The sequence below is a fragment of the Kitasatospora sp. NPDC056651 genome, from assembly GCF_042792155.1.
Classification (GTDB): Bacteria; Actinomycetota; Actinomycetes; order Streptomycetales; family Streptomycetaceae; genus Kitasatospora.
Genome location: NZ_JBHTWX010000058.1, coordinates 15669 through 32951, shown reverse-complemented (window position 1 = coordinate 32951; position 17283 = coordinate 15669). Strand labels below are relative to the sequence as shown.

16 protein-coding genes and 3 pseudogenes are annotated in these 17283 nt (G+C 71.1%); 9 read left to right on the top strand and 10 right to left on the bottom strand.

The features are described 5' to 3' along the window. Positions 1-70: 70 nt before the first annotated feature. Positions 71-242: pseudogene (locus ACFRAR_RS22465) on the top strand (IS701 family transposase); the annotation flags it as partial. Here ACFRAR_RS22465 and ACFRAR_RS22460 read toward each other — a convergent pair. Next, positions 223-783, bottom strand: a complete 561-nt coding sequence (locus tag ACFRAR_RS22460) for a hypothetical protein (protein ID WP_380699904.1) — start codon at positions 781-783, stop codon at positions 223-225. The pseudogene ACFRAR_RS22465 and the gene ACFRAR_RS22460 sit on opposite strands and share 20 nt — an antisense overlap. A gap of 233 nt (positions 784-1016) precedes the next feature. After that, positions 1017-1370 carry a hypothetical protein gene (locus ACFRAR_RS22455; protein WP_380699903.1) on the bottom strand — a complete coding sequence of 118 codons (354 nt, stop codon included), beginning with the start codon at positions 1368-1370 and terminating at the stop codon, positions 1017-1019. A gap of 67 nt (positions 1371-1437) precedes the next feature. On the opposite strand from ACFRAR_RS22455, the gene ACFRAR_RS22450 reads away from it, so the two are divergent. Both ACFRAR_RS22450 and ACFRAR_RS22445 read left to right on the top strand, forming a co-directional pair. After that, positions 1438-1575 (top strand): hypothetical protein, encoded by a 138-nt coding sequence (locus tag ACFRAR_RS22450; RefSeq protein ID WP_380699924.1) that lies wholly within the window; start codon positions 1438-1440, stop codon positions 1573-1575. Further along, positions 1545-1691: pseudogene (locus tag ACFRAR_RS22445) on the top strand (IMP dehydrogenase); the annotation flags it as partial. The gene ACFRAR_RS22450 and the pseudogene ACFRAR_RS22445, both read left to right, overlap by 31 nt. 27 nt (positions 1692-1718) lie before the next feature. Here ACFRAR_RS22445 and ACFRAR_RS22440 read toward each other — a convergent pair. From ACFRAR_RS22440 to ACFRAR_RS22430, 3 genes and pseudogenes are all read right to left on the bottom strand, one after another. Continuing rightward, positions 1719-2597 (bottom strand): hypothetical protein, encoded by an 879-nt coding sequence (locus ACFRAR_RS22440; protein WP_380699902.1) that lies wholly within the window; start codon positions 2595-2597, stop codon positions 1719-1721. 107 nt (positions 2598-2704) lie between these two features. Beyond that, positions 2705-2782: pseudogene (locus tag ACFRAR_RS22435) on the bottom strand (XRE family transcriptional regulator); the annotation flags it as partial. A 157-nt stretch (positions 2783-2939) separates the two neighbouring features. Then, the gene (locus ACFRAR_RS22430; RefSeq protein ID WP_380699901.1) at positions 2940-3533 is read right to left on the bottom strand and encodes a TetR/AcrR family transcriptional regulator; all 594 of its coding nucleotides are present in this window, start codon (positions 3531-3533) and stop codon (positions 2940-2942) included. 102 nt (positions 3534-3635) lie between these two features. Here ACFRAR_RS22430 and ACFRAR_RS22425 point away from each other — a divergent pair, with 102 nt between their 5' ends. Then, entirely contained in the window at positions 3636-4712 is a 1077-nt protein-coding gene (locus ACFRAR_RS22425; RefSeq protein ID WP_380699900.1) for a Gfo/Idh/MocA family protein, read from the top strand. 70 nt (positions 4713-4782) lie between these two features. On the opposite strand, the gene ACFRAR_RS22420 is transcribed toward ACFRAR_RS22425, so the two are convergent. The 3 genes from ACFRAR_RS22420 to ACFRAR_RS22410 all read right to left on the bottom strand — a co-directional run bounded on the left by ACFRAR_RS22420 (position 4783) and on the right by ACFRAR_RS22410 (position 7503). Beyond that, on the bottom strand, positions 4783-6114 hold the full coding sequence (locus ACFRAR_RS22420; protein WP_380699899.1) for an NADH-quinone oxidoreductase subunit D: 1332 nt from the start codon (positions 6112-6114) through the stop codon (positions 4783-4785). A gap of 206 nt (positions 6115-6320) precedes the next feature. Beyond that, complete coding sequence (locus ACFRAR_RS22415) at positions 6321-6917, bottom strand: helix-turn-helix transcriptional regulator (RefSeq protein ID WP_380699898.1); 597 nt, start codon at positions 6915-6917, stop codon at positions 6321-6323. A 136-nt stretch (positions 6918-7053) separates the two neighbouring features. Beyond that, positions 7054-7503: an ATP-binding protein gene (locus ACFRAR_RS22410; RefSeq protein WP_380699897.1), complete on the bottom strand. Its 450-nt coding sequence runs from the start codon at positions 7501-7503 to the stop codon at positions 7054-7056. A gap of 266 nt (positions 7504-7769) precedes the next feature. Here ACFRAR_RS22410 and ACFRAR_RS22405 point away from each other — a divergent pair, with 266 nt between their 5' ends. From ACFRAR_RS22405 to ACFRAR_RS22390, 4 genes are all read left to right on the top strand, one after another. Beyond that, the gene (locus ACFRAR_RS22405) at positions 7770-9029 is read left to right on the top strand and encodes an XRE family transcriptional regulator (protein WP_380699896.1); all 1260 of its coding nucleotides are present in this window, start codon (positions 7770-7772) and stop codon (positions 9027-9029) included. Next, positions 9026-9538, top strand: a complete 513-nt coding sequence (locus ACFRAR_RS22400; protein WP_380699895.1) for a GNAT family N-acetyltransferase — start codon at positions 9026-9028, stop codon at positions 9536-9538. The genes ACFRAR_RS22405 and ACFRAR_RS22400 overlap by 4 nt, the downstream gene beginning before the upstream one ends. A gap of 147 nt (positions 9539-9685) precedes the next feature. Then, positions 9686-10204, top strand: coding sequence for a GNAT family N-acetyltransferase (locus ACFRAR_RS22395; protein WP_380699894.1), 519 nt, complete (start codon positions 9686-9688; stop codon positions 10202-10204). Positions 10205-10523: 319 nt separating this feature from the next. Beyond that, positions 10524-10823, top strand: coding sequence for a cytoplasmic protein (locus tag ACFRAR_RS22390; protein ID WP_380699893.1), 300 nt, complete (start codon positions 10524-10526; stop codon positions 10821-10823). A gap of 33 nt (positions 10824-10856) precedes the next feature. Here ACFRAR_RS22390 and ACFRAR_RS22385 read toward each other — a convergent pair whose 3' ends face one another. Continuing rightward, on the bottom strand, positions 10857-13244 hold the full coding sequence (locus tag ACFRAR_RS22385) for a CAP domain-containing protein (RefSeq protein ID WP_380699892.1): 2388 nt from the start codon (positions 13242-13244) through the stop codon (positions 10857-10859). A 550-nt stretch (positions 13245-13794) separates the two neighbouring features. Here ACFRAR_RS22385 and ACFRAR_RS22380 point away from each other — a divergent pair. Further along, positions 13795-14961: a methyltransferase domain-containing protein gene (locus ACFRAR_RS22380; protein ID WP_380699891.1), complete on the top strand. Its 1167-nt coding sequence runs from the start codon at positions 13795-13797 to the stop codon at positions 14959-14961. A gap of 112 nt (positions 14962-15073) precedes the next feature. On the opposite strand, the gene ACFRAR_RS22375 is transcribed toward ACFRAR_RS22380, so the two are convergent. Beyond that, positions 15074-17005 carry a right-handed parallel beta-helix repeat-containing protein gene (locus ACFRAR_RS22375; protein ID WP_380699890.1) on the bottom strand — a complete coding sequence of 644 codons (1932 nt, stop codon included), beginning with the start codon at positions 17003-17005 and terminating at the stop codon, positions 15074-15076. Between the last annotated feature and the right edge of the window lie 278 nt (positions 17006-17283).

Here is a 17283-nt window from a genome sequence, read left to right as displayed (position 1 = left end):
TAGCGATCAAGCACCGGCCTCGATGCCCGGAGTCAATTCGGCCCGGTGGCAGGGGTCCTTCGACAGTCTCATGAGCCGGATCGCAGGATGCTTCAGGCGAGTTGAGTCACGGCGTCGGGCAAGGCGGCTGGTGCTGGGCCTGCTGTCGGATCTCCCCGCAAGAACTGCTGGACGATCGCGAGCACGCTGGTGATGCGAGCCCGGCCGGCATGCAGCATCTGCTCAGCCGGGCGGCGCTGGACCGTTGAGGAGACCTTCCAAGCCGCCAAGGGCCTGGCCGGGCTGGATGAGCACCAGGTCCGCTGCCGGACCTCCTGGCACCGCTGGACCACCCTGGCGATGCTCGCTCACGCCTTCCTCGCGGTCACCGCCGTCACCGAACGGTCCGGGCGCCCAACATCGCCCGACCTCAGCCGGAGTAGTAGGCCGCGGCGGTGTGGCCACGCCGCCCGTGAGCGCACCGGCAGTCATCCGGACGACGTTGGGGCTGTTGCCGACAACGATGAGCTGATCGATTCCCTGTTCGCCGACCATGCGTCCTACGGCCTGGTGCTCGTCGGCGGCCGTCTCGCCCAGCTCCAGCATTTCGCCGAGCACGGCGATGGTGCGGGACAGGGCCGGAAAGACGATGCCTCGCCCGCTGTAGGAGGTGCTGAGGCGGCGGTCGCACGGGTTGAGGACCTCGAACCGCAGGCCGGCCTCGCCGAGTGTCCGGCTGAGCGCGGTGATGGAGAGCTGGTCGATCGGGCTCTTGTCGATGTAGAGCCGGTCCTCCTCGCTCACGGGGCCATAGACCAGCGCGATGTTGAGGTCCGGCCGGCTCTGCCGCCCGCCAGAGTCACGGGGTGGGGGTGGGGCCTGGCGTCACGCGGTACTTCTCCCCTTCCTCCGGCGGCGGGAGTGGGACGGCGATGGACCGGTCGACGGCGACAGCCCGGCGGGTGCGGTAGCCCCGGCGGCCGGGTCGGCGCCACCTCGCCGCGCGCACAGGACTCGGGTTTCGGGCCCTTGCTGGCTCAGTTGCCGGTGAAGGTGATCGAGAGCAGTGTCGCCCCTCCGGTGTAAGGGCTGCATCCCCCCCGGGGGAAGGAGTATGTGCGGTTCGCAGCGTCCGTCACATATCCCTCGTAATTGCCATGAGAGCACGCATACGTGGAAGTCTTGATGTTCATCCCGCCCACGTAGCCGCTGGCGTAGTTACCGTCCCAGACGTAACAGTAGTTGCCGCTGGCGGAGTTGACCGTGACGACGTTCGACAGGTTGCACGTGGAGTTCACGACCTGGGCGTTGGCCGGGGTCGCGGCGGCGAAGCCAGTGGTGGCGAGGCCAGCCGCCATTACTCCGGTTACCAGTTTGCGGACGAGGTGCATTCGGACTCCTCAACTCGGCTACCCGCCCCCTGCGGGTAGACTTTGAATAGCTAACCACGCCCTGTGCATGACAACAAGGCCATGTCAGGTCGTCGGCGGCTGCCAGGCCGAGTACATCCGCATCCCGTGGGCCGCCGGCACCCTGGTCGCCACCCTCGACCGGCCCACCGAAGCGCAGCGCCCGACCTCGTCGACCGCGTCATGACTGGGCGCATCAACCCCGGCAGCGTTTTTGACCGCACCCTGCTCCTCGACCAGGCCGCCGAGGGCCACAAGGCCATGGACGAACGCCGCGCCATCAAGGCCCCCCTCCGCCCCTGACCAGTCTGAACAGTGCCGCGATGAGGGCTACTTGGGCAGCTTGGCGGTGCGCTCAGGGCGGGCGGCGCAGACGTAGCGCATCGCGGTCTGCTCGGTGATGCCGAACAGCCGCATCAGCTTGAGCGGGTCTCCGGTCTCGAACGCCTCGTTGAGGATCCGGTCCTGGCGCAGGCCGTCCAGGGTCAGGTCTTTCGGGAGGTCCAAGCGAAGCAGGCCGAGACTGACGGCTGGCCGGTCGGTGTCGAGGGCGGTCTTCTGGCTGACCAGTAGGTGGGGGTTGGTCGAGGCAGGCCAGCGTCGGTGACGGTAGGTCAGCCACTCGCTGGCGAGCCGGTGGGTGAGCTCCTCCAAGTAGAGGGTGTGCCGCAGCAGGCCTCGGCGGATTTCGAGCGTGCCGCGGGCCAGGCGCAGGTCGGTGGTCAGGATCGTGCGGATGTCGGTGCCGGGGACGGCATGGATGGCAGCCAGGGAAACGACGAGTCGGCCAAACGGGGTCTTGGCCTGGTTGAGCAGCCCCGCGAGCCGGTCGCTGGGAACGGACTGCGGTATGCCCTTCAGGTCGCCGACGGGCAGGTTGCGGGCCGGATCGCGGAAGATCACCTTCTCCCGCTTCAGTGCCCGGAACAGGCTGCGCAGGGCGATGGCGAGCTGCCGGCGGCTGTGTCCGGTGAGGCCCTCGACCGCATTCTCGACCTGGTCGTGGGTGATCTCCCGCAGCGTGACCACGCCGGCCGCTGTCCAGGCCACGAGGGCCCGTTGGATGGCGGTGAGGTAGCGGCGGATGCCTTCCCAGCTGCGGGGCTCGTTCTCGCGGTGGCCCTGGCTCCGCAGGACCGTCACCCAGGTTCGGACCTCGCTCGTGAGGGTCTCGGGCAGTGCGGCGAGCAAGGTCTCGATCCAGGCCAAGTCGGCGTCCTGGTGGAGCTCGGGGTCGTCGTGAAGCAGGCTGCGGGCTCGCAGGAACTGGCAGACCGACTTGGCCGAGAGGTTCTGGTCGAGCTGGGCCAGGTCGTGGAGGGGCTGAACCCCACCTGCTGGAAGGCGGCCAGCACCTGGGTCGGCCGCCACAGGTCCCGCGGGGCGGCCGTCATCCGCACCGTAGGTTCCCCTTGTCCATCACCAGTCGTTGGGCCGCCCGGGAGCTGGCGGCCAGGTTCGCGTGCTCCGGGTCGGCGTGTGCGGTCGCTGACGGTGGAGTCGGGTATTGGAACTGCCCGATGTCGGTGAGGTCGAGCCCGCACGCCTCGCTCACCCGCAGCCCGACAGTCGGAACAGCGTCCGCAGCGCCAGGTCGGCGGCCTGGCGCAGCTGTTCGCGGGTGTGGCCGCTCGCCGCCTGGACGGCGATGCCGTCGGTGAGGGTGTGCACCAGCCGGGCCAGGACCTGCGGATCGCAGTCCGCCGGCAGGTCGGCGGCCTGCTCGAAGCGCCGGCGCAGCGCGGCCTCGCCGGCCATCCGCCGGGCGATCACCTCCTGGCGGACCGGTGCGGAGTCCGGGGCGCAGGCGTGGACGCTGTTGACGCTCAGGCAGCCGTGGGGCGTGTGCGGTCCGGTGGTCAGCTCGATGGTTCCGAGGAGCAGCCGTTCGACGACGGCCCGGGCGGTGGGGGCTTCCAGGGCCTCGGCGGCGAAGGCTCCGGGGCTGGTGACGTAGCGGTCGAGGGCCTGGTGGAAGAGCTGTTCCTTGTTGCCGAAGGTCGCGTAGAGGCTGGTCCGGTTGATGCCCATCGCGGCGGTCAGGTCTGCCATGGACGTTCCTTCGTAGCCCTGCCGCCAGAAGACCTCCAGCGCCCGGTCGAGCGCGGTGTCCGGGTCGAAGGCGCGTGGGCGACCGCCTGGCATTCCGTACCTCCTGAGTTTTTTACCTATCGGTACGTTACCCCTTGAATCCGGGCTCCCTCTGCCTTAGTTTCGGATCGATCGGTACAAAACTAGGGAGGGCACATGATCAGGGTCGGGATCGTCGGAGCCGGCGGCTGGGCCGAGGAGTCACACCTGCCCGCACTCGCCGCACTCGACGGGTTCGAGGTGACCGCCGTCGCGACGACCAAGCAGGCCAGCGCCGACAGGGCGGCCGCAGCGCACGGCGTACCACTCGCCTTCGCCGACGCCGGGGCCCTCGCCGCCCACCCCGACGTCGACCTGGTCGTGGTGTCGGTCAAGACGCCCGGGCACGCGGGGGTGATCAGGGCCGCGCTGGCGGCGGGCAAGCACGTGTTCTCCGAGTGGCCGCTCGGCGTGGACGCCGCGGAGGCGGAAGACCTCGCCCGGGCGGCCGCCGCGGCCGGTGTCGTCCACGCGGTGAACCTCCAGGGGCACCACTCCCCAGACGCCCGGTACGTCGCCGACCTGCTCGCCGCCGGTGCGATCGGCCGGCTCGAATCGGCCGTCCTGGTCGCCGCCGGCGACCCGCTGGGCGGCCCCCGGATCGCACCGGAGCTGGCCTGGTCCACCGACCCGGCCGCGGGCACGTCACTGCTGACCATCATGGCCGGCCACTTCCTGGCCACCCTGGACCGGATGGCGGGCCGGCTGGTCGAGGTCTCCGCGCGGCTGCCCCGCCCGTACGACCGGGTCGAGGTCACGGGCACCGGGCGGACGGTGCCCAACGGCGTGCCCGCCCAGGTGCTGCTCCACGGCGTCCTGGAGAGCGGCGCCACCGCGTCCGTCGCCGTGCACGGCGGCAGCGGGAGCCCGGACGGGTTCTTCGTCAAGCTCGTCGGCTCCGAGGGCGTCCTGACGGCCACCCCCACCCGGCCGGGCCGGTACCCGCACTGGACCGACTGGGACATCCGGGTCGACGGCGAGCGGGTGACGGTGCCCGAGGACTACCGGACCGTCCCCTTCGACCCCGCCGCCGGACCGGTCGCCAACGTCGCGGCCGTCTACCAGGAGATCGCCCGGGCGATCGAGGAGGGACGCGGCCCCCACCCGGACTTCCACGCCGCCGCGGCCCACCACCGGGTGCTCGCCGCCATCGAACGCGCGGCGGAGACCGGCGTCGCGGAGAAGGTCCACTGACGGGTCCGACTGCCGGTGCCGACGGTGACGGGCAGGCGCGAAAGCCGATGATGAGCAGCCGGCTCCTCTCTCACCGGTCCACGCCTCCCATCACCGGGTCGATGCTCGCCACCGCGACGACGACGTCCGCGACCTGCCCGCCCTCGCACATCGCCGCGATCGTCTGCAGGTTGGTGAACGACGGGTCGCGGAAGTGCACCCGGTACGGCCGTGTGCCGCCGTCGGAGACGACGTGCGCGCCCAGCTCGCCCCTGGCCGACTCGACCGCCGCGTAGGCCTGCCCCGCCGGGACGCGGAAGCCCTCCGTCACCAGCTTGAAGTGGTGGATCAGCGCCTCCATGGACTCGCCCATGATCTTGCGGATGTGGTCGAGGGAGTTTCCCAACCCGTCTGGTCCGAGGGCCAGTTGGGCGGGCCAGGCGATCTTCTTGTCGGCCACCATGACCGGGCCGGGGGTCAGCCGGTCCAGGCACTGCTCGACGATCCGCAGCGACTGGCGCATCTCCTCCAGCCGGATCAGGAAGCGGCCGTAGGCGTCCGCGCTGTCGGCGATCGCGACCTCGAAGTCGTAGTCCTCGTACCCGCAGTACGGGTCGCTCCTGCGCAGGTCGTGCGGCAGCCCGGTGGCGCGCAGGATCGGGCCGGTGACGCCGAGGGCCAGGCAGCCGGCCACGTCCAGGAAGCCGACGTCGACCAGCCGGGCCCTGAAGGCCGGGTTGTGGGTCGCCAGCTTGTCGTACTCCGGGATCCGCGAGCGCAGCAGCCTCACACCCGCGCGGATCTGGTCCGGCGCACCCGGCGGCAGGTCCTGCGCGAGGCCGCCCGGCCGGACGTAGCCGTGGTTCATGCGCAGGCCCGTCACCAGCTCGAAGATGTCGAGGATGACCTCGCGGTCCCGGAAGCCGTAGACCATCAGCGTGGTGGAGCCGATCTCCATCCCGCCGGAGGCCAGTGCCACCAGGTGCGAGGAGATTCGGTTGAGCTCCATCATCAGCACCCGGATGACGCTCGCCCGCTCCGGGACGTCGCCGGTGATCCCGAGCAGCTTCTCCACCGCCAGGCAGTACGCCGTCTCGTTGAACAGCGGCATCAGGTAGTCCATCCGGGTCACGAAGGTGGTGCCCTGGACCCAGTTGCGGAACTCCATGTTCTTCTCGATGCCGGTATGGAGGTAGCCGATGCCGCACCGGGCCTGTTTAACCGTCTCGCCGTCGATCTCCAGGATCAGCCGCAGCACCCCGTGGGTGGACGGGTGCTGGGGGCCCATGTTGACGATGATCCGCTCGTCGTCGGCCCGGCCGACCGCCTCGACCACCTCGCCCCAGTCGCCGCCGGTGACGGTGAAGACCCGACCCTCGGTTGTGTCCCGTGCCTCTGCCGACTCGTGCTCGATGCCGCTCATCAGCCGTAAGACCTCCGCCCGGGGCCGCCGGTCGCGTCCGTGGGCCCTTGCCGCGGCGAGTGACCGGGCACGACAGGCCGCGCCCCGTCCCGACCGGCCGGCCCTCGCACCGGCCGCACGGGCATGCCTCGGCGGCATGGGCTGCTCCAGTCCAGGATCGCGCACATCCGCCATGAACACCCGGCTGAGAACCGTCAGCACGCTGGTCACGCCGCCGCGACACCCGTCGCGCAGACCGGGCAGGTGCCGTCCAGGACACCGGGCACCACGCCGTGCAGGCGGAAGACCGCCGCCGGGGCGCCACGGGTGCGCATCCGGTGCCGGACCGCCTCCAGATGCTTCCCGGCGGTGGCGGGCGCGATGGCCCTCAGCGCGGCGATCTGCTGGTTGGTGTATCCGTCGACCAGGAGCTGGAGCGTGAGCACGGCCGTCTCGGGCAGCGGCGCCGTCAGCTCTCCCCGGGGCGGGAGGAGCAGCTTCATCCGGCAGACCGTGTCCACCATCTGCACCCAGCTCCGGGCCCGCGTCTTCTCCCGCAGCGAGTTGAGGTGCCCGCGGACCGCCTCGGGCGTCGTCCTCAGGGCGTTGTGGCGTTCCGGTAGGGCGTTGACGGCGTCCGCGATCTCGATCGCGTTCAGGTCGGTGACCAAGTGGCTCAACGCCAGGGCCTCGGGCTCGGTGACCTCTTCGGCGTTGTAGTGGCCGCATCGGAGGACCCTGGGTTCCTGGACCGCCGGCAGCAGGCGCGGAGGGGTGAGGGTGGTGGTCTTGAGCAGCTTCTTGGTGCACGTTCCGACGCTCACGGCGCAGTCCTCGGGGTGCGGAGTGGACGAGCGGGAGGGGTGGGGGGTGGGGGGGAGGAGGGGCGGGTGCCCTGGGTTCCGGTGACGCCGGCGCGGCACGGCAAAGGGCGTCACCGGAGGCCTGCGGGGGTGCCGGTCACGCGGATATCCGGTCGAGCGACGGATGCCCGGGCAGCGTGGTGATGGCCGGCCGAGGCCGGGACTGCCGCAGGACGGTGTCCGAGCGCAGCACCGCGATTCGCAGGCCGACCGGCTCACCGGCCGATGCCAACGGGCATGCGGGAGCGGGCAGTTCGAGCTCCGCCCAGACCTCCTTGCCGCCTTCGGGGAGGGCTTCGATGCCGAACCGGGCCGCGTGGGCCATCACCAGGGCGAGGCCGCGGCCACAGGTCTCGTCGCTGCCGGCCCGCCGGTACTCCGGTAGGCCGGTCCCCGGGTCGGTCACGGACACCCGCAGCGTCCCGGGGGAGTACGTCAGGGAAGCAGTCAGCCGCATGTCCGGCCGGTCACCGCCGCAGCCGTGCACGACGGCGTTGCCGCCGAGCTCGGACAGCACGAGCTCCACCTCGTCCCGTACGGCGTCCACCTGCCGGCCGTCGAGGCCCCAACTGGGGCAGGGCCGCCTTCGCCCAGCGGCGGAGGTCGCCGATCCGCGCTCGTTCGGCGGGGAACCCAGTGGTGATGGTGTGCATGGCGGCTCTCCCATGAGGTGAGGTCATTCGAGCGGCGCGCTGACACCTACTCAACTCCCAAGACCTGCCGATGGGGAGTGAAATACCTCGGCGGGATGGTCCTGTCGGGAGGGAAATTTTGACCCACCCTTTACCGGCGACTGTGCGCGGTGCGTAGCTGTTGAGCTACGGTGAGTTCGTGGGTGGGAATCCTGAACTGCGCGCCGTGATGAGGGATTTGGGGCTGACACGGGTCGACCTGGTGCTGCTGATCAATCGCGAACTCGTCGCCCTGGGCTGTCCCGGAACCCTCACGGTGAGCACCTGGCTCTCCGGGCAGTCCCGGTGGCCGCAGGGCAGAATCCGCATGGCGCTCGAACGTGCGCTGAACCGTACCCCTGAGCAACTCGGCTTCATCCCGCCCAGTGCCGTCAAGCCCCGAGTACCGCCGGAGGAACCCGTGCTCCGCCGCAAATTCCTCGCTGTTTCCGTCACCGCCGCCCTTCCGCCTGCCGTCTCCAGGGGCCATGCCGTCGGACACTCCGACGTCGACCGACTCCAGGCCAGCCTCAAGTCCCTCATCGAACTCGACTACTACCGTGGCGGCCATGGGTCCCTCGAGGCCACAGCGCGCACTGGCGCGAACCAGGCGCTCAGCAGAGTCGAGTGCGCGGTCAGCGAAGGGGTGCAGAGGCGCCTCTACAGCCTCGCGGCCGACTACATGGCCACCGCCGGCTTCTCCTGCATCGATGACCGCCGTTTGGAGCACGCCGAGCATCACCTGGAAGCGGCTCTGCGCCTCGCCGGGCTCGGGAACGACCAGGTGACTTCCCTTCGCGTGTTCAACTGCCTCTCCATGGTCGGGTTCCAGCGCAGGACCCCCGCGGCCGCCCTGTCGGCCGCCCGTGCCGCGCAGGACACCCAGGCGACCCGTCGTGATCCCTTCCTCGCCTCACTGGCTCACGCCCGCACGGCAATCGCCCACTCCCTCGCAGGTGACCGACAGGCCGCCCTGCGTTCCCTCGGACACGCCACCGACTCGCTCGGGCGCGCGGACGATCGCGCGCGTCCGGCCTGGACGAGCTTCTACGGGGGTGCCGAACTGGCGGCGCTGAGCGCCGTCGTGCATCAGCAGCTCAACGACAGCGCGGCATCCGAGAGCGCGTCACACCGTGCCCTGGCGGGCATCCCCCAGCAGCTGCGCCGCAACCGCGCCTCGGCCACTGCCCGCCTCGCGCTCGCGCAACTCGGCCAGGACGACATCGAACAGGCCGCCGACACCGCCGTCAGCGTGTACGTGCTGATGGGAACCGACCCGCTCCCGCCCCGACTGCGCACCCTCATGGGGGACTTCCACCGCGGCTTGATCACCCTGGCGCCGGCCTCACCCGTTACGAGAGAGTGGACCGACCGTGTCCACGCCCAGGGAGTTCTCCTGTGACGATAGCCCTCCGCCGCTACGACGCCGGAAGCCTTCCGGCCGACCACGCACAGCTGCTCATCGACGTCCACGCGGACGCGTACCAGGACCAGGCCGACGACCCCTTCGTCCAGCGCTTCCCCTGGTTCGTCACCCACTGGACCTCTCTCCCCGGCTACAGCTGTGTCGTCGCCTACGACGCCGATGAGCCGATCGGCTACTCCTACGGCGCCCCGCAGGAAGACGGGCGCGAGTGGTGGCGCCGGCACATGCCCGCGCCCGACAGCGCGTCGACCTTCGCGGTCTCCGAGGTCATGGTCAGGCCCCGCTGGCGGAAGCTGGGCATCGCCGAACAGACCCACGAAGCACTGCTCGCCGAACGGCACGAGCGCCTGGCCGTGCTCTACGTCGACGTCACCCACCCCCGGGTCCAGGCGATGTGCGAGCGTTGGGCATACACGAAGGTCGGCGAGCACCGTCCGTTCGAGGACGCCCCGCTCTACGCCGTCATGGTCCGCGACCTTCGGTAGGACCTCGGCGGCACCCGGCGGATCTCCGGCAGTCGACTCCGGCGCTGACCTACGCCACCGTCGTGGCCTGATCACACTGGTGCCCGACTCGCGGGAGGCGCTGGAGTATCGGGGCCCCATTCGCACCAATGAGGAGACCGACCAGCCGTGACAGAGATCCGCCGCTTCCACCAGGGAAGCCTGCCCGAGGGCCTGCGCCAGCTGCTCCTGGACGTCCACGAGGACGCCTACCGCGACCGGCTGGACGATCCGTTCGTGCAGCGGTTCGCCTGGTTCGTCGACCACTGGAGCCGGAAGCCCGGGTTCAGCTGTGTGGTGGGCTACGACGGCGACGAGCCGATCGGCTACGCCTACGGCGCCCCGCTGACCGAGGGGCGGGAGTGGTGGCGCACGTTCATGCCGGCCCCCGCGCGCTCCGTGACCTTCGGCTTCTCCGAGCTGATGCTCCGCCCCCGCTGGCGCAAGCGGGGCCTCTCCCAACAGCTGCACCAGGCGCTGCTGGCCGACCGGACCGAGGCGCTCGCCGTCCTGTCCGTCGACACCGCGCGCCCCAAGGTCCAAGCGCTGTACGAGTCGTGGGGCTACCACAAGGTCGGCGAAGAGCGCCCGTTCGAGGACTCTCCGCTCTTCGCCATCATGGTCCTCGAACTGCCGGACGCGCTCTGATCGGGGCCGGGGCGCCGTGGGGGTCGTGATCCTGCCGCCGGAGGATGCGAAGAGTAATCGCCATGTTGCCGAGAGCTGAGTCACCGGGTGCGGATGGTGGCGGAGGCCGCCAAGATGGAACTACTGCACCCTGACGATGCGGACCTGGTCGCCCAGCAGGTCCTGCCCGTGAAGGCTGTGCACCATGGGGCGACCTCCTGGGTGGGACGGAAGGTACGCGAGTGTCGTTGTGACGGGTGCGGGCCCAGCGGCCGGTGCTCGGGCCAGGTGAGGGAGGTCTGGTCGCCGGGCCGTCTTTCTGCGGAATCGAGGAACCGCTGTGGATGACAGCCTGCACCCAACCGTGACCGACCCGGAGTTCTACCAGGTCGTCTTCGAGAACGACAAGGTACGGGTCGTGGAGCTCCGCGATGTCCCGGGCGCGCGTACCCGTCGGCACCGGCATCCCGACAGTGTGCTGATCACGTTGAGCGCCTTCCGCAGGCGCATGACGACCGACGGGAACACCGTCGAGGTGGACCGTGGCCCGTTCGAGGCGGGATGGATGGCCGGACTCACCCACGTCGGAGAGAACGTGGGGGACACCCCGACGCACGTGCTGTTCGTGGAGATCAAATAGACCGTCGGAACAGGGATCGGTTCGGAACGAGGATCAGCGCGTACCCGCGTCCAGCGTCCAGTAGTGCTGGATCTCGGTGCTGCCCGGCGGCCGGGTCTGGTGGTAGTACCCCACACCGGCTTCCAGGGCCGCGCAGTTGAGGATGAGGTTGCGGTGCGCCCAGTGCCACGCCGAGTCCCGTTGCATCCAGTACTCCACCGCCTGGGCGGGACTGGGGGCGGGTTCGGGCTGCCCCCACTGGAAGTAGACGTTCTCCGCGCGGTAGGTGTGGTAGCCCGCGAGGTCCATGGGCTCGCCGCTTTCCCACACCAGCTTCCCGTCGGGTCCCCGGTGCATGTTCGAGTCCTGCTGGACCTGGGCGCTGGGAACGGTGGCCAGGTAGGCGCTGTGCTGGTACGCGATGTCCCTGAGCTGCTGGGAGAACTGGAAGGGGCTGGGGCAGGCGGTCAGTTTCGCCTCTCCCAGCGGATCGGGTTCGAGGAGGGGGTACAGCTCCGGGTGCGTCCGTGCGCGGTTGACGAGGTCGAAGAGCTGTTGCTCCAGCGGATCCGTCGTGGGGCCGGCGCCGGAGGTGATCTGTCCGATCCTGTCGCCGGAGTACTCGGTGAACCACAGGTTGCCGTCCGGTCCGGCCGCGATGCCGTACGGGTGGCCGTCCGCGGTGGGCAGCGGGTACTCGGTGACGGCTCCCGTCGGGGTGATCCGTCCGATCCGGCCGCCCGTGGACTCGGTGAACCACAGGTTCCCGTCGGCCCCGGAGGCGATGGCGTACGGGGAGCTGCCCGGGTTGGGCAGGGGGTACTCGGTGACGGACCCGGTCGGTGTGATCTGCCCGATCCGGCTGCCCCTGGACTCGGTGAACCACAGGTTGCCGTCCGGTCCGGCCACGATGCCGGTCGGCCCGCTGTCGGGGTCCGGCAGGGGGAACTCGGTGACGGACCCCGTCGGGGTGATCCGTCCGACCTGGCCGCCCCAGTACTCGGTGAACCACAGGTTGCCGTCCGGCCCCGCGACGATCCCCAGCGGGCGACCGCCGGTGGTGGGCACGGCGAACTCGGTGATGCTCCCGGCCGGCGTGATCCGCCCGACGGTGCCGCCCCAGTACTCGGTGAACCACACGTTGCCGTCGGGCCCGGCGGTGATGCCGAACGGGAAGGCGTCCGCATGGGGTACGGCGAACTCGGTGATGCTCCCGGCCGGAGTGATCCGGGCGATCTGACCGCCGAAGTACTCGGTGGACCACAGGTTGCCGTCGGGCCCGGCGGTGATGCCGAACGGGAGGCTGACCGCGGTGGGCAGCGGGAACTCGGTGACGGACCCGGTCGGTGTGATCTGCCCGATCCGGCTGCCGGTGGACTCGGTGAACCACACGTTGCCGTCCGGTCCGGCCGTGATCCCGAGCGGATGGCTGTTCACGACGGGCAGGGGGCACTCGGCGATGGACCCGTCCGGGGTGATCTGCCCGATCAACCCCCTGTCGTACTCGGTGAACCACAGGTTCCCGTCCGGTCCCACGACGATCCCGGTCGGCCCGCTGTCCCCGGGGGGCAGGGGGAATTCGGTGACGGTCCCGTCCGGGGTGATCCGCCCGACCCTGCCGCCGAGGTACTCGGTGAACCACAGGTTGCCGTCCGGCCCCGCCACGATCCCGGAGGGCTGGCTGCCCGCCGTGAGCACGGGGAATTCGGTGGCGGTCCCGTCCGGGGTGATCCGTCCGATCCGGTTGCCGGCGCCCTCGGCGAACCACAGGTTGCCGTCCGGGCCGGCCGCGATGGCCCAGGGGGAGCTGTTCGCGGTGGGGACGGCGAATTCGGTGACGGTCCCGTCCGGGGTGATCCGTCCGATCCGGTTGCCGGTGGACTCGACGAACCACAGGTTGCCGTCCGGGCCGGCCGCGATCCCCGTCGGCCCGCTGCCCGCGTCGGCCAGCGGGTGTTCGGTGACGGTTCCGGCCGGGGTGATCTGCCCGATCACCCCGTTGTTGTACTCGGCGAACCACAGGTTGCCGTCCGGGCCGGCCGTGATGCCCCACGGGAAGCTGTTCGGGCTGGGGGTGCGGTACTCGGTGACGGTTCCGTCCGGGGTGATCTGCCCGATCATGCCGCTGTCGTACTCGGTGAACCACAGGTTGCCGTCCGGGCCGGCCGTGATTCCCGTCGGCCCGCCGTCCGGGGTGGGCAGGGGATATTCGGTGACGGCCCCGCTGGGGGTGATCTGTCCGACCAGCCCCCTGTCGTACTCGGTGAACCAGAGATTGCCGTCGGGCCCGACCGCGAGGTCCCAGGGGTAGGAGGAGCTGCCCGGGGTGGACAGGGGGTATTCGGTGACGATCCCGGGGAGGGCCGCGGCCGACGCGCCTGCCCGGAGGGAGTGTGACCGGAGACCTCGACGAAGGCCGTCCGGGGTGAAGGGTGTGGGCATGGGAAGACCTCATCCGCGTCCAGCGCGGCGGCACCGGCCCCGGTGCGGGGGCGTCGCCGCGGCGTAGTGGCCGCCCGAGCCGTGCCCGGTGCCGAACGGCGGCGCCGACCCGGGGCGAGCCGTTCGTGGTCGCGTCCCTTGCGCGCAGCGCGTGCGGCGAGCACGGCGGGGGTTCGACACCCGTCCTGCTTCCACGTTCAGCCTGTTACTCCGAACGGGTGATCGCAACTTGCGCGGTCCCCGGCCTGTCGACGTCGAGGTCGGGCCTGGCGGCATCGCCTTCGCCGCACGCCTCCCGGCTGCTCCCGCGCGCCGTACCGCCCGGAGCGGTGCCGCGCCAGAATGAGCCCACCGGTTGTGACTGTCGTATCCAGGAGGGCCTCATGGGTCAGCACGAGAAGCCGCCGCCGCCTCCGCAGGAGGGGACGCCGCCGCCGAACAACTCGGACAGCCAGGTCCCGCCGCCACCGCCGAGCACCGGGAAGCGGAAGAAGTGACGGCGAGCGACGGCGGCGGCCCGGGCGGGTCTTGGCGGCGCCTGGAGAGGCAGATGGAGCAGCACGGGGTGTGGTCGGCCGATTCGCCGTGGCTGCGGGAGGCCTTCGCCGCACTGCCGCGTGAGCGGTTCGCGCCGGGCCGGTTGTGGCGGTGGAACGGCCTGGCCTACGCGCCGGTGGAACTCGCGGACGATCCCGACGGGTGGTTCGGCGAGCTGTACTCCGATGCCGACGCGTCGGTCGTCACCCAGCTGACCGACGGTCGGCCGTCGTCGTCGCTGTCCGCGCCGTCCGTGGTCGCGGACATGCTGGACAGCCTCCGGCTGGAACCCGGCCACCGGGTGTGGGACGTCGGCACCGGCCAGGGTTGGACGGCGGCGCTGGCCGCCTGGCGGGCCGGCCCTGGCTTGGTGGTCTCCACCGAAGTCGATGAGCGGCTGGCCGAGTTCGCCCGCTCCCGGCTCGGCGCCGCCGGCCTCGACGTCGAGGTGCTGGTGGGTGACGGCACCGCCGCCGAGCCGCCCGGCGGCGGCCGGGTCGACCGGGTCCATGCCACCTACGCCGTCGAGGCCGTGCCCTGGTCCTGGGTGGCGGCGGTACGGCCGGGCGGGCGGGTCGTCTATCCCTGGGGACGGCTGGGGTACGTGGCCCTCACCGTCGCCGACGACGGTCAGCGCGCCACCGGATGGGTCCAGGGCCTGGCCCAGTTCATGGGCGACCGACACGGCCCGGCCCAGCCCGCCACCGGCAGCGCCGCCTACGCCGCGGTTCGCGGCGACGCCGAACCCGAGGCCCGACGGACCGTCGACCGCGACCTGGCCCCGCTGGAGGACTGGGGCCTGCGGTTCGCGCTGCGGGTGGCCGTCCCGAACGCGGTGCTGTTCACCGCCCGGGACGCCGACGGCCTCAACGCCTGGGTCCACGACGGCCACCAGTCCTGGGCCACGTTCGTCGCCCAGGGCGACGGCGAGCCGTCGCTGCTCCTCCAGGGCGGGCCGCGCCGGATCGGCGACGAGGTACTGGCCGCCTGGGCCCAGTGGGAGGACCTCGGGCGCCCGGACCTGTACGACTACGGCGTCACCGTCACCCCCGACGCCCAGTGGGCGTGGCAGGGCGACCCGGACACCGGCCCACGGTGGCCGATCGGGCACCCGCACCCCGCCACCGCGCACACGCTCCCGGCTGCGAACACGCTCCCGGCCGGGATCAGCTCCCGGTAGGTCCCCCGCGCGTCCGGCCCGACCGGTTCCCGGCCCGTTCCCCCGTCGCCACGAGACGAGTCCGGCCCCACCGCACGGGCGGTGGGGCCGGAACTGACATCTCACCAGGCTTCTAGACCAGGAGCTCGACCGGAGTCTCCTTGCCGGCGACGACCTCCACCGGCCCGCTGCAGGGCTTGCCGAACCGGCCCGCTCCGCGCTCGAAGCCGGCCACGCAGACCCGGTAGGTGCCGGGCGGCAGGTTCTCGACCGTGCAGGTGCCGGTGGCGTCGGTGGTGCAGGTGCCGACCACCGTGCCGGCGGCGTCGACCACGTTCAGCTTCACGCCCTCGACGGGCTCGCAGGTCTTGCCGTCCAGGACGGTGGCGATGATCGAGCCGTCCTCCTGCTGCTCGAAGTGCAGGCAGACCGTCTGGTTGTCCACCGTGGCGCAGATGCTCTGCGGCCGGGGCTGCCCGGCGGGCCAGGTGGTGGTGGCATGCAGCAGCGCGTCGGTGGTCACCTGGCTGGGCGTCACCATGCCGGGGTTGGCGCTGAAGGTCGTCAGCACCGGATGGAAGAACGGGCCGGGCACGGTCTGGCCGTTGGAGTCGGTCTGCAGGCTGGCGGTGATCTGGGCCTGCTGCCCGGCCGCGATGTCCGCGGGCACCGAGGAGATCGACAGGACCAGCCAGGGCTGGAAGGCGATGCCCGCGACCGCCGTGCCGGCCAGGTGGTCGCAGCCCGCGCCGTCCGGCATCCGGTTGCAGCCCCACCAGTTGAGCCGGGCGTCGATCTGCGCGTCGGGCGCGTCGTTGACCACGCCGTATCCGGAGCCGCTGTCGACGATCCGGTTGTACTGGACCGTCATCGGGCCGGTGTAGGCGCCGTCCGTGACGACGATGCCGGACCCGGCCGACCCGGTGATGGTGTTCTGCGTGATGGTGGTGTCGGAGCTGGGCACGGTCTGGCCGCGCAGGGTGAAGCCGATGGCGTCCTCACCGCTGTCCACGATCAGGTTGTTGCGCACGGTGACGCCGCTGCTGCGGGAGATCTCCACGCCGTAGCGGCCGGGGATCGTCGCGGTCCGCTCGATGGTGTTGTCCGCCACCGTGATGTCGGTGTTGGTGAACGCCGCGAACCCGGTGAAGAGCAGCACGGCGCCGCGGGTCTTGTCGGTGATGGTGTTGCTCGTGATGCTGATGCCGTGGCAGGCGCCGGACACCTGGACGCCGCTCCAGCCGCCGACCATGCTGTTGCGCGTGATGGTGGTGTTCGAGAGCGCGACGAGCGTGACGGGGAACTCGCCGTTCATGTCGTTGTCGGCGATGGTGATGTCGTGGGTGCCGCCCGCGACCTCGCCGCCGGAGATGTTGATCGACGCGTTGCCGTTGCCCCGGAACGTGCTGTCCTCGAACGTCGCGTTGGCCAGCGGCCGGTAGGTGAAGACCCCGTTCCCCTCCTGGCCGGGGTGGAGCGTGCTGTTGTTGTTGTCGACGTACAGGTTCTGCCGGAACACCGAGGGGCTCGCGCCGTTGGACGACGGTGCGAAGCCCTTGAGGTTGTCGCTGAAGATGTCGTTCTGCACCACGTAGCCGCTGAAGCTCTCGCTGGTGGTCACCCCTGCGCCGTCGGCGTTGCCGGTGAAGGTGAAGCCGTCGATCGACACCCCGTCGGCCGAGGCGAGCCACATGTCGTACCTGATCGCCGCTCCGGGGGCCGTGGTGATCACGGTCTCCCCGGCCCCGCCGGGCGTCCGCGTCCGGGCGTCCACCCCGGCCTGGGCCCCCTCGAAGTGCAGGCCGGCCTTCCTGATGGACAGCGGCGCCGTCATCACGTACGTCCCGGCCTGGACCCTGATGGTGTCTCCGGGGGCCGCCTGGTCGTTGGCGTACGGCACCGACGCGCAGGGGGCGGCCACCGCACCGCACCCCGGCGCGTCGGTGCCGGTGGTGGCGACCTCGATGACGCTCGCGGCCGCGGCCGGCGGCGCGGCACCGAGCGTCGTCCCCAGCGCGACAAGGCACCCCACCAGGAGGTGGGCCAGCCGTGGTCGGTTCTTCATCTCAGCTCAGGCCTCCCATGCCCAGCCAGGCCGCTGGAGCACATGACGGAACCGCGCGAACGCGCAGAGTAATGGCCCGGAGGCTAACACCGCCCCCTGTGGCCCGCGGGGAGGCCCTTGGCGACGCCCGCGCTGTCACCCGCCTGCCCGAAGGGGCGGCCGGACCGCTTCGGGGCGAAGGTCGGTCCAGCGATCGGGAGCCCGGTCCGGGCCGTCGTGGGGCGGGCGCCTCCCGCCCGGACGGCCCTCGAGTGCCGCGCCGGAGCAGGGCGTCGACG

What these genes read in the sequence shown, in the direction of transcription:
- ACFRAR_RS22455 (WP_380699903.1), bottom strand. Translation starts at nt 1,370, where the DNA reads ATGCACCTCGTCCGCAAACTGGTAACCGGAGTAATGGCGGCTGGCCTC.
- ACFRAR_RS22450 (WP_380699924.1), top strand. Translation starts at nt 1,438, where the DNA reads ATGACAACAAGGCCATGTCAGGTCGTCGGCGGCTGCCAGGCCGAGTAC.
- ACFRAR_RS22430 (WP_380699901.1), bottom strand. Translation starts at nt 3,533, where the DNA reads ATGCCAGGCGGTCGCCCACGCGCCTTCGACCCGGACACCGCGCTCGAC.
- ACFRAR_RS22425 (WP_380699900.1), top strand. Translation starts at nt 3,636, where the DNA reads ATGATCAGGGTCGGGATCGTCGGAGCCGGCGGCTGGGCCGAGGAGTCA.
- ACFRAR_RS22420 (WP_380699899.1), bottom strand. Translation starts at nt 6,114, where the DNA reads ATGAGCGGCATCGAGCACGAGTCGGCAGAGGCACGGGACACAACCGAG.
- ACFRAR_RS22385 (WP_380699892.1), bottom strand. Translation starts at nt 13,244, where the DNA reads ATGCCCACACCCTTCACCCCGGACGGCCTTCGTCGAGGTCTCCGGTCA.
- ACFRAR_RS22380 (WP_380699891.1), top strand. Translation starts at nt 13,795, where the DNA reads ATGGAGCAGCACGGGGTGTGGTCGGCCGATTCGCCGTGGCTGCGGGAG.
- ACFRAR_RS22375 (WP_380699890.1), bottom strand. Translation starts at nt 17,005, where the DNA reads ATGAAGAACCGACCACGGCTGGCCCACCTCCTGGTGGGGTGCCTTGTC.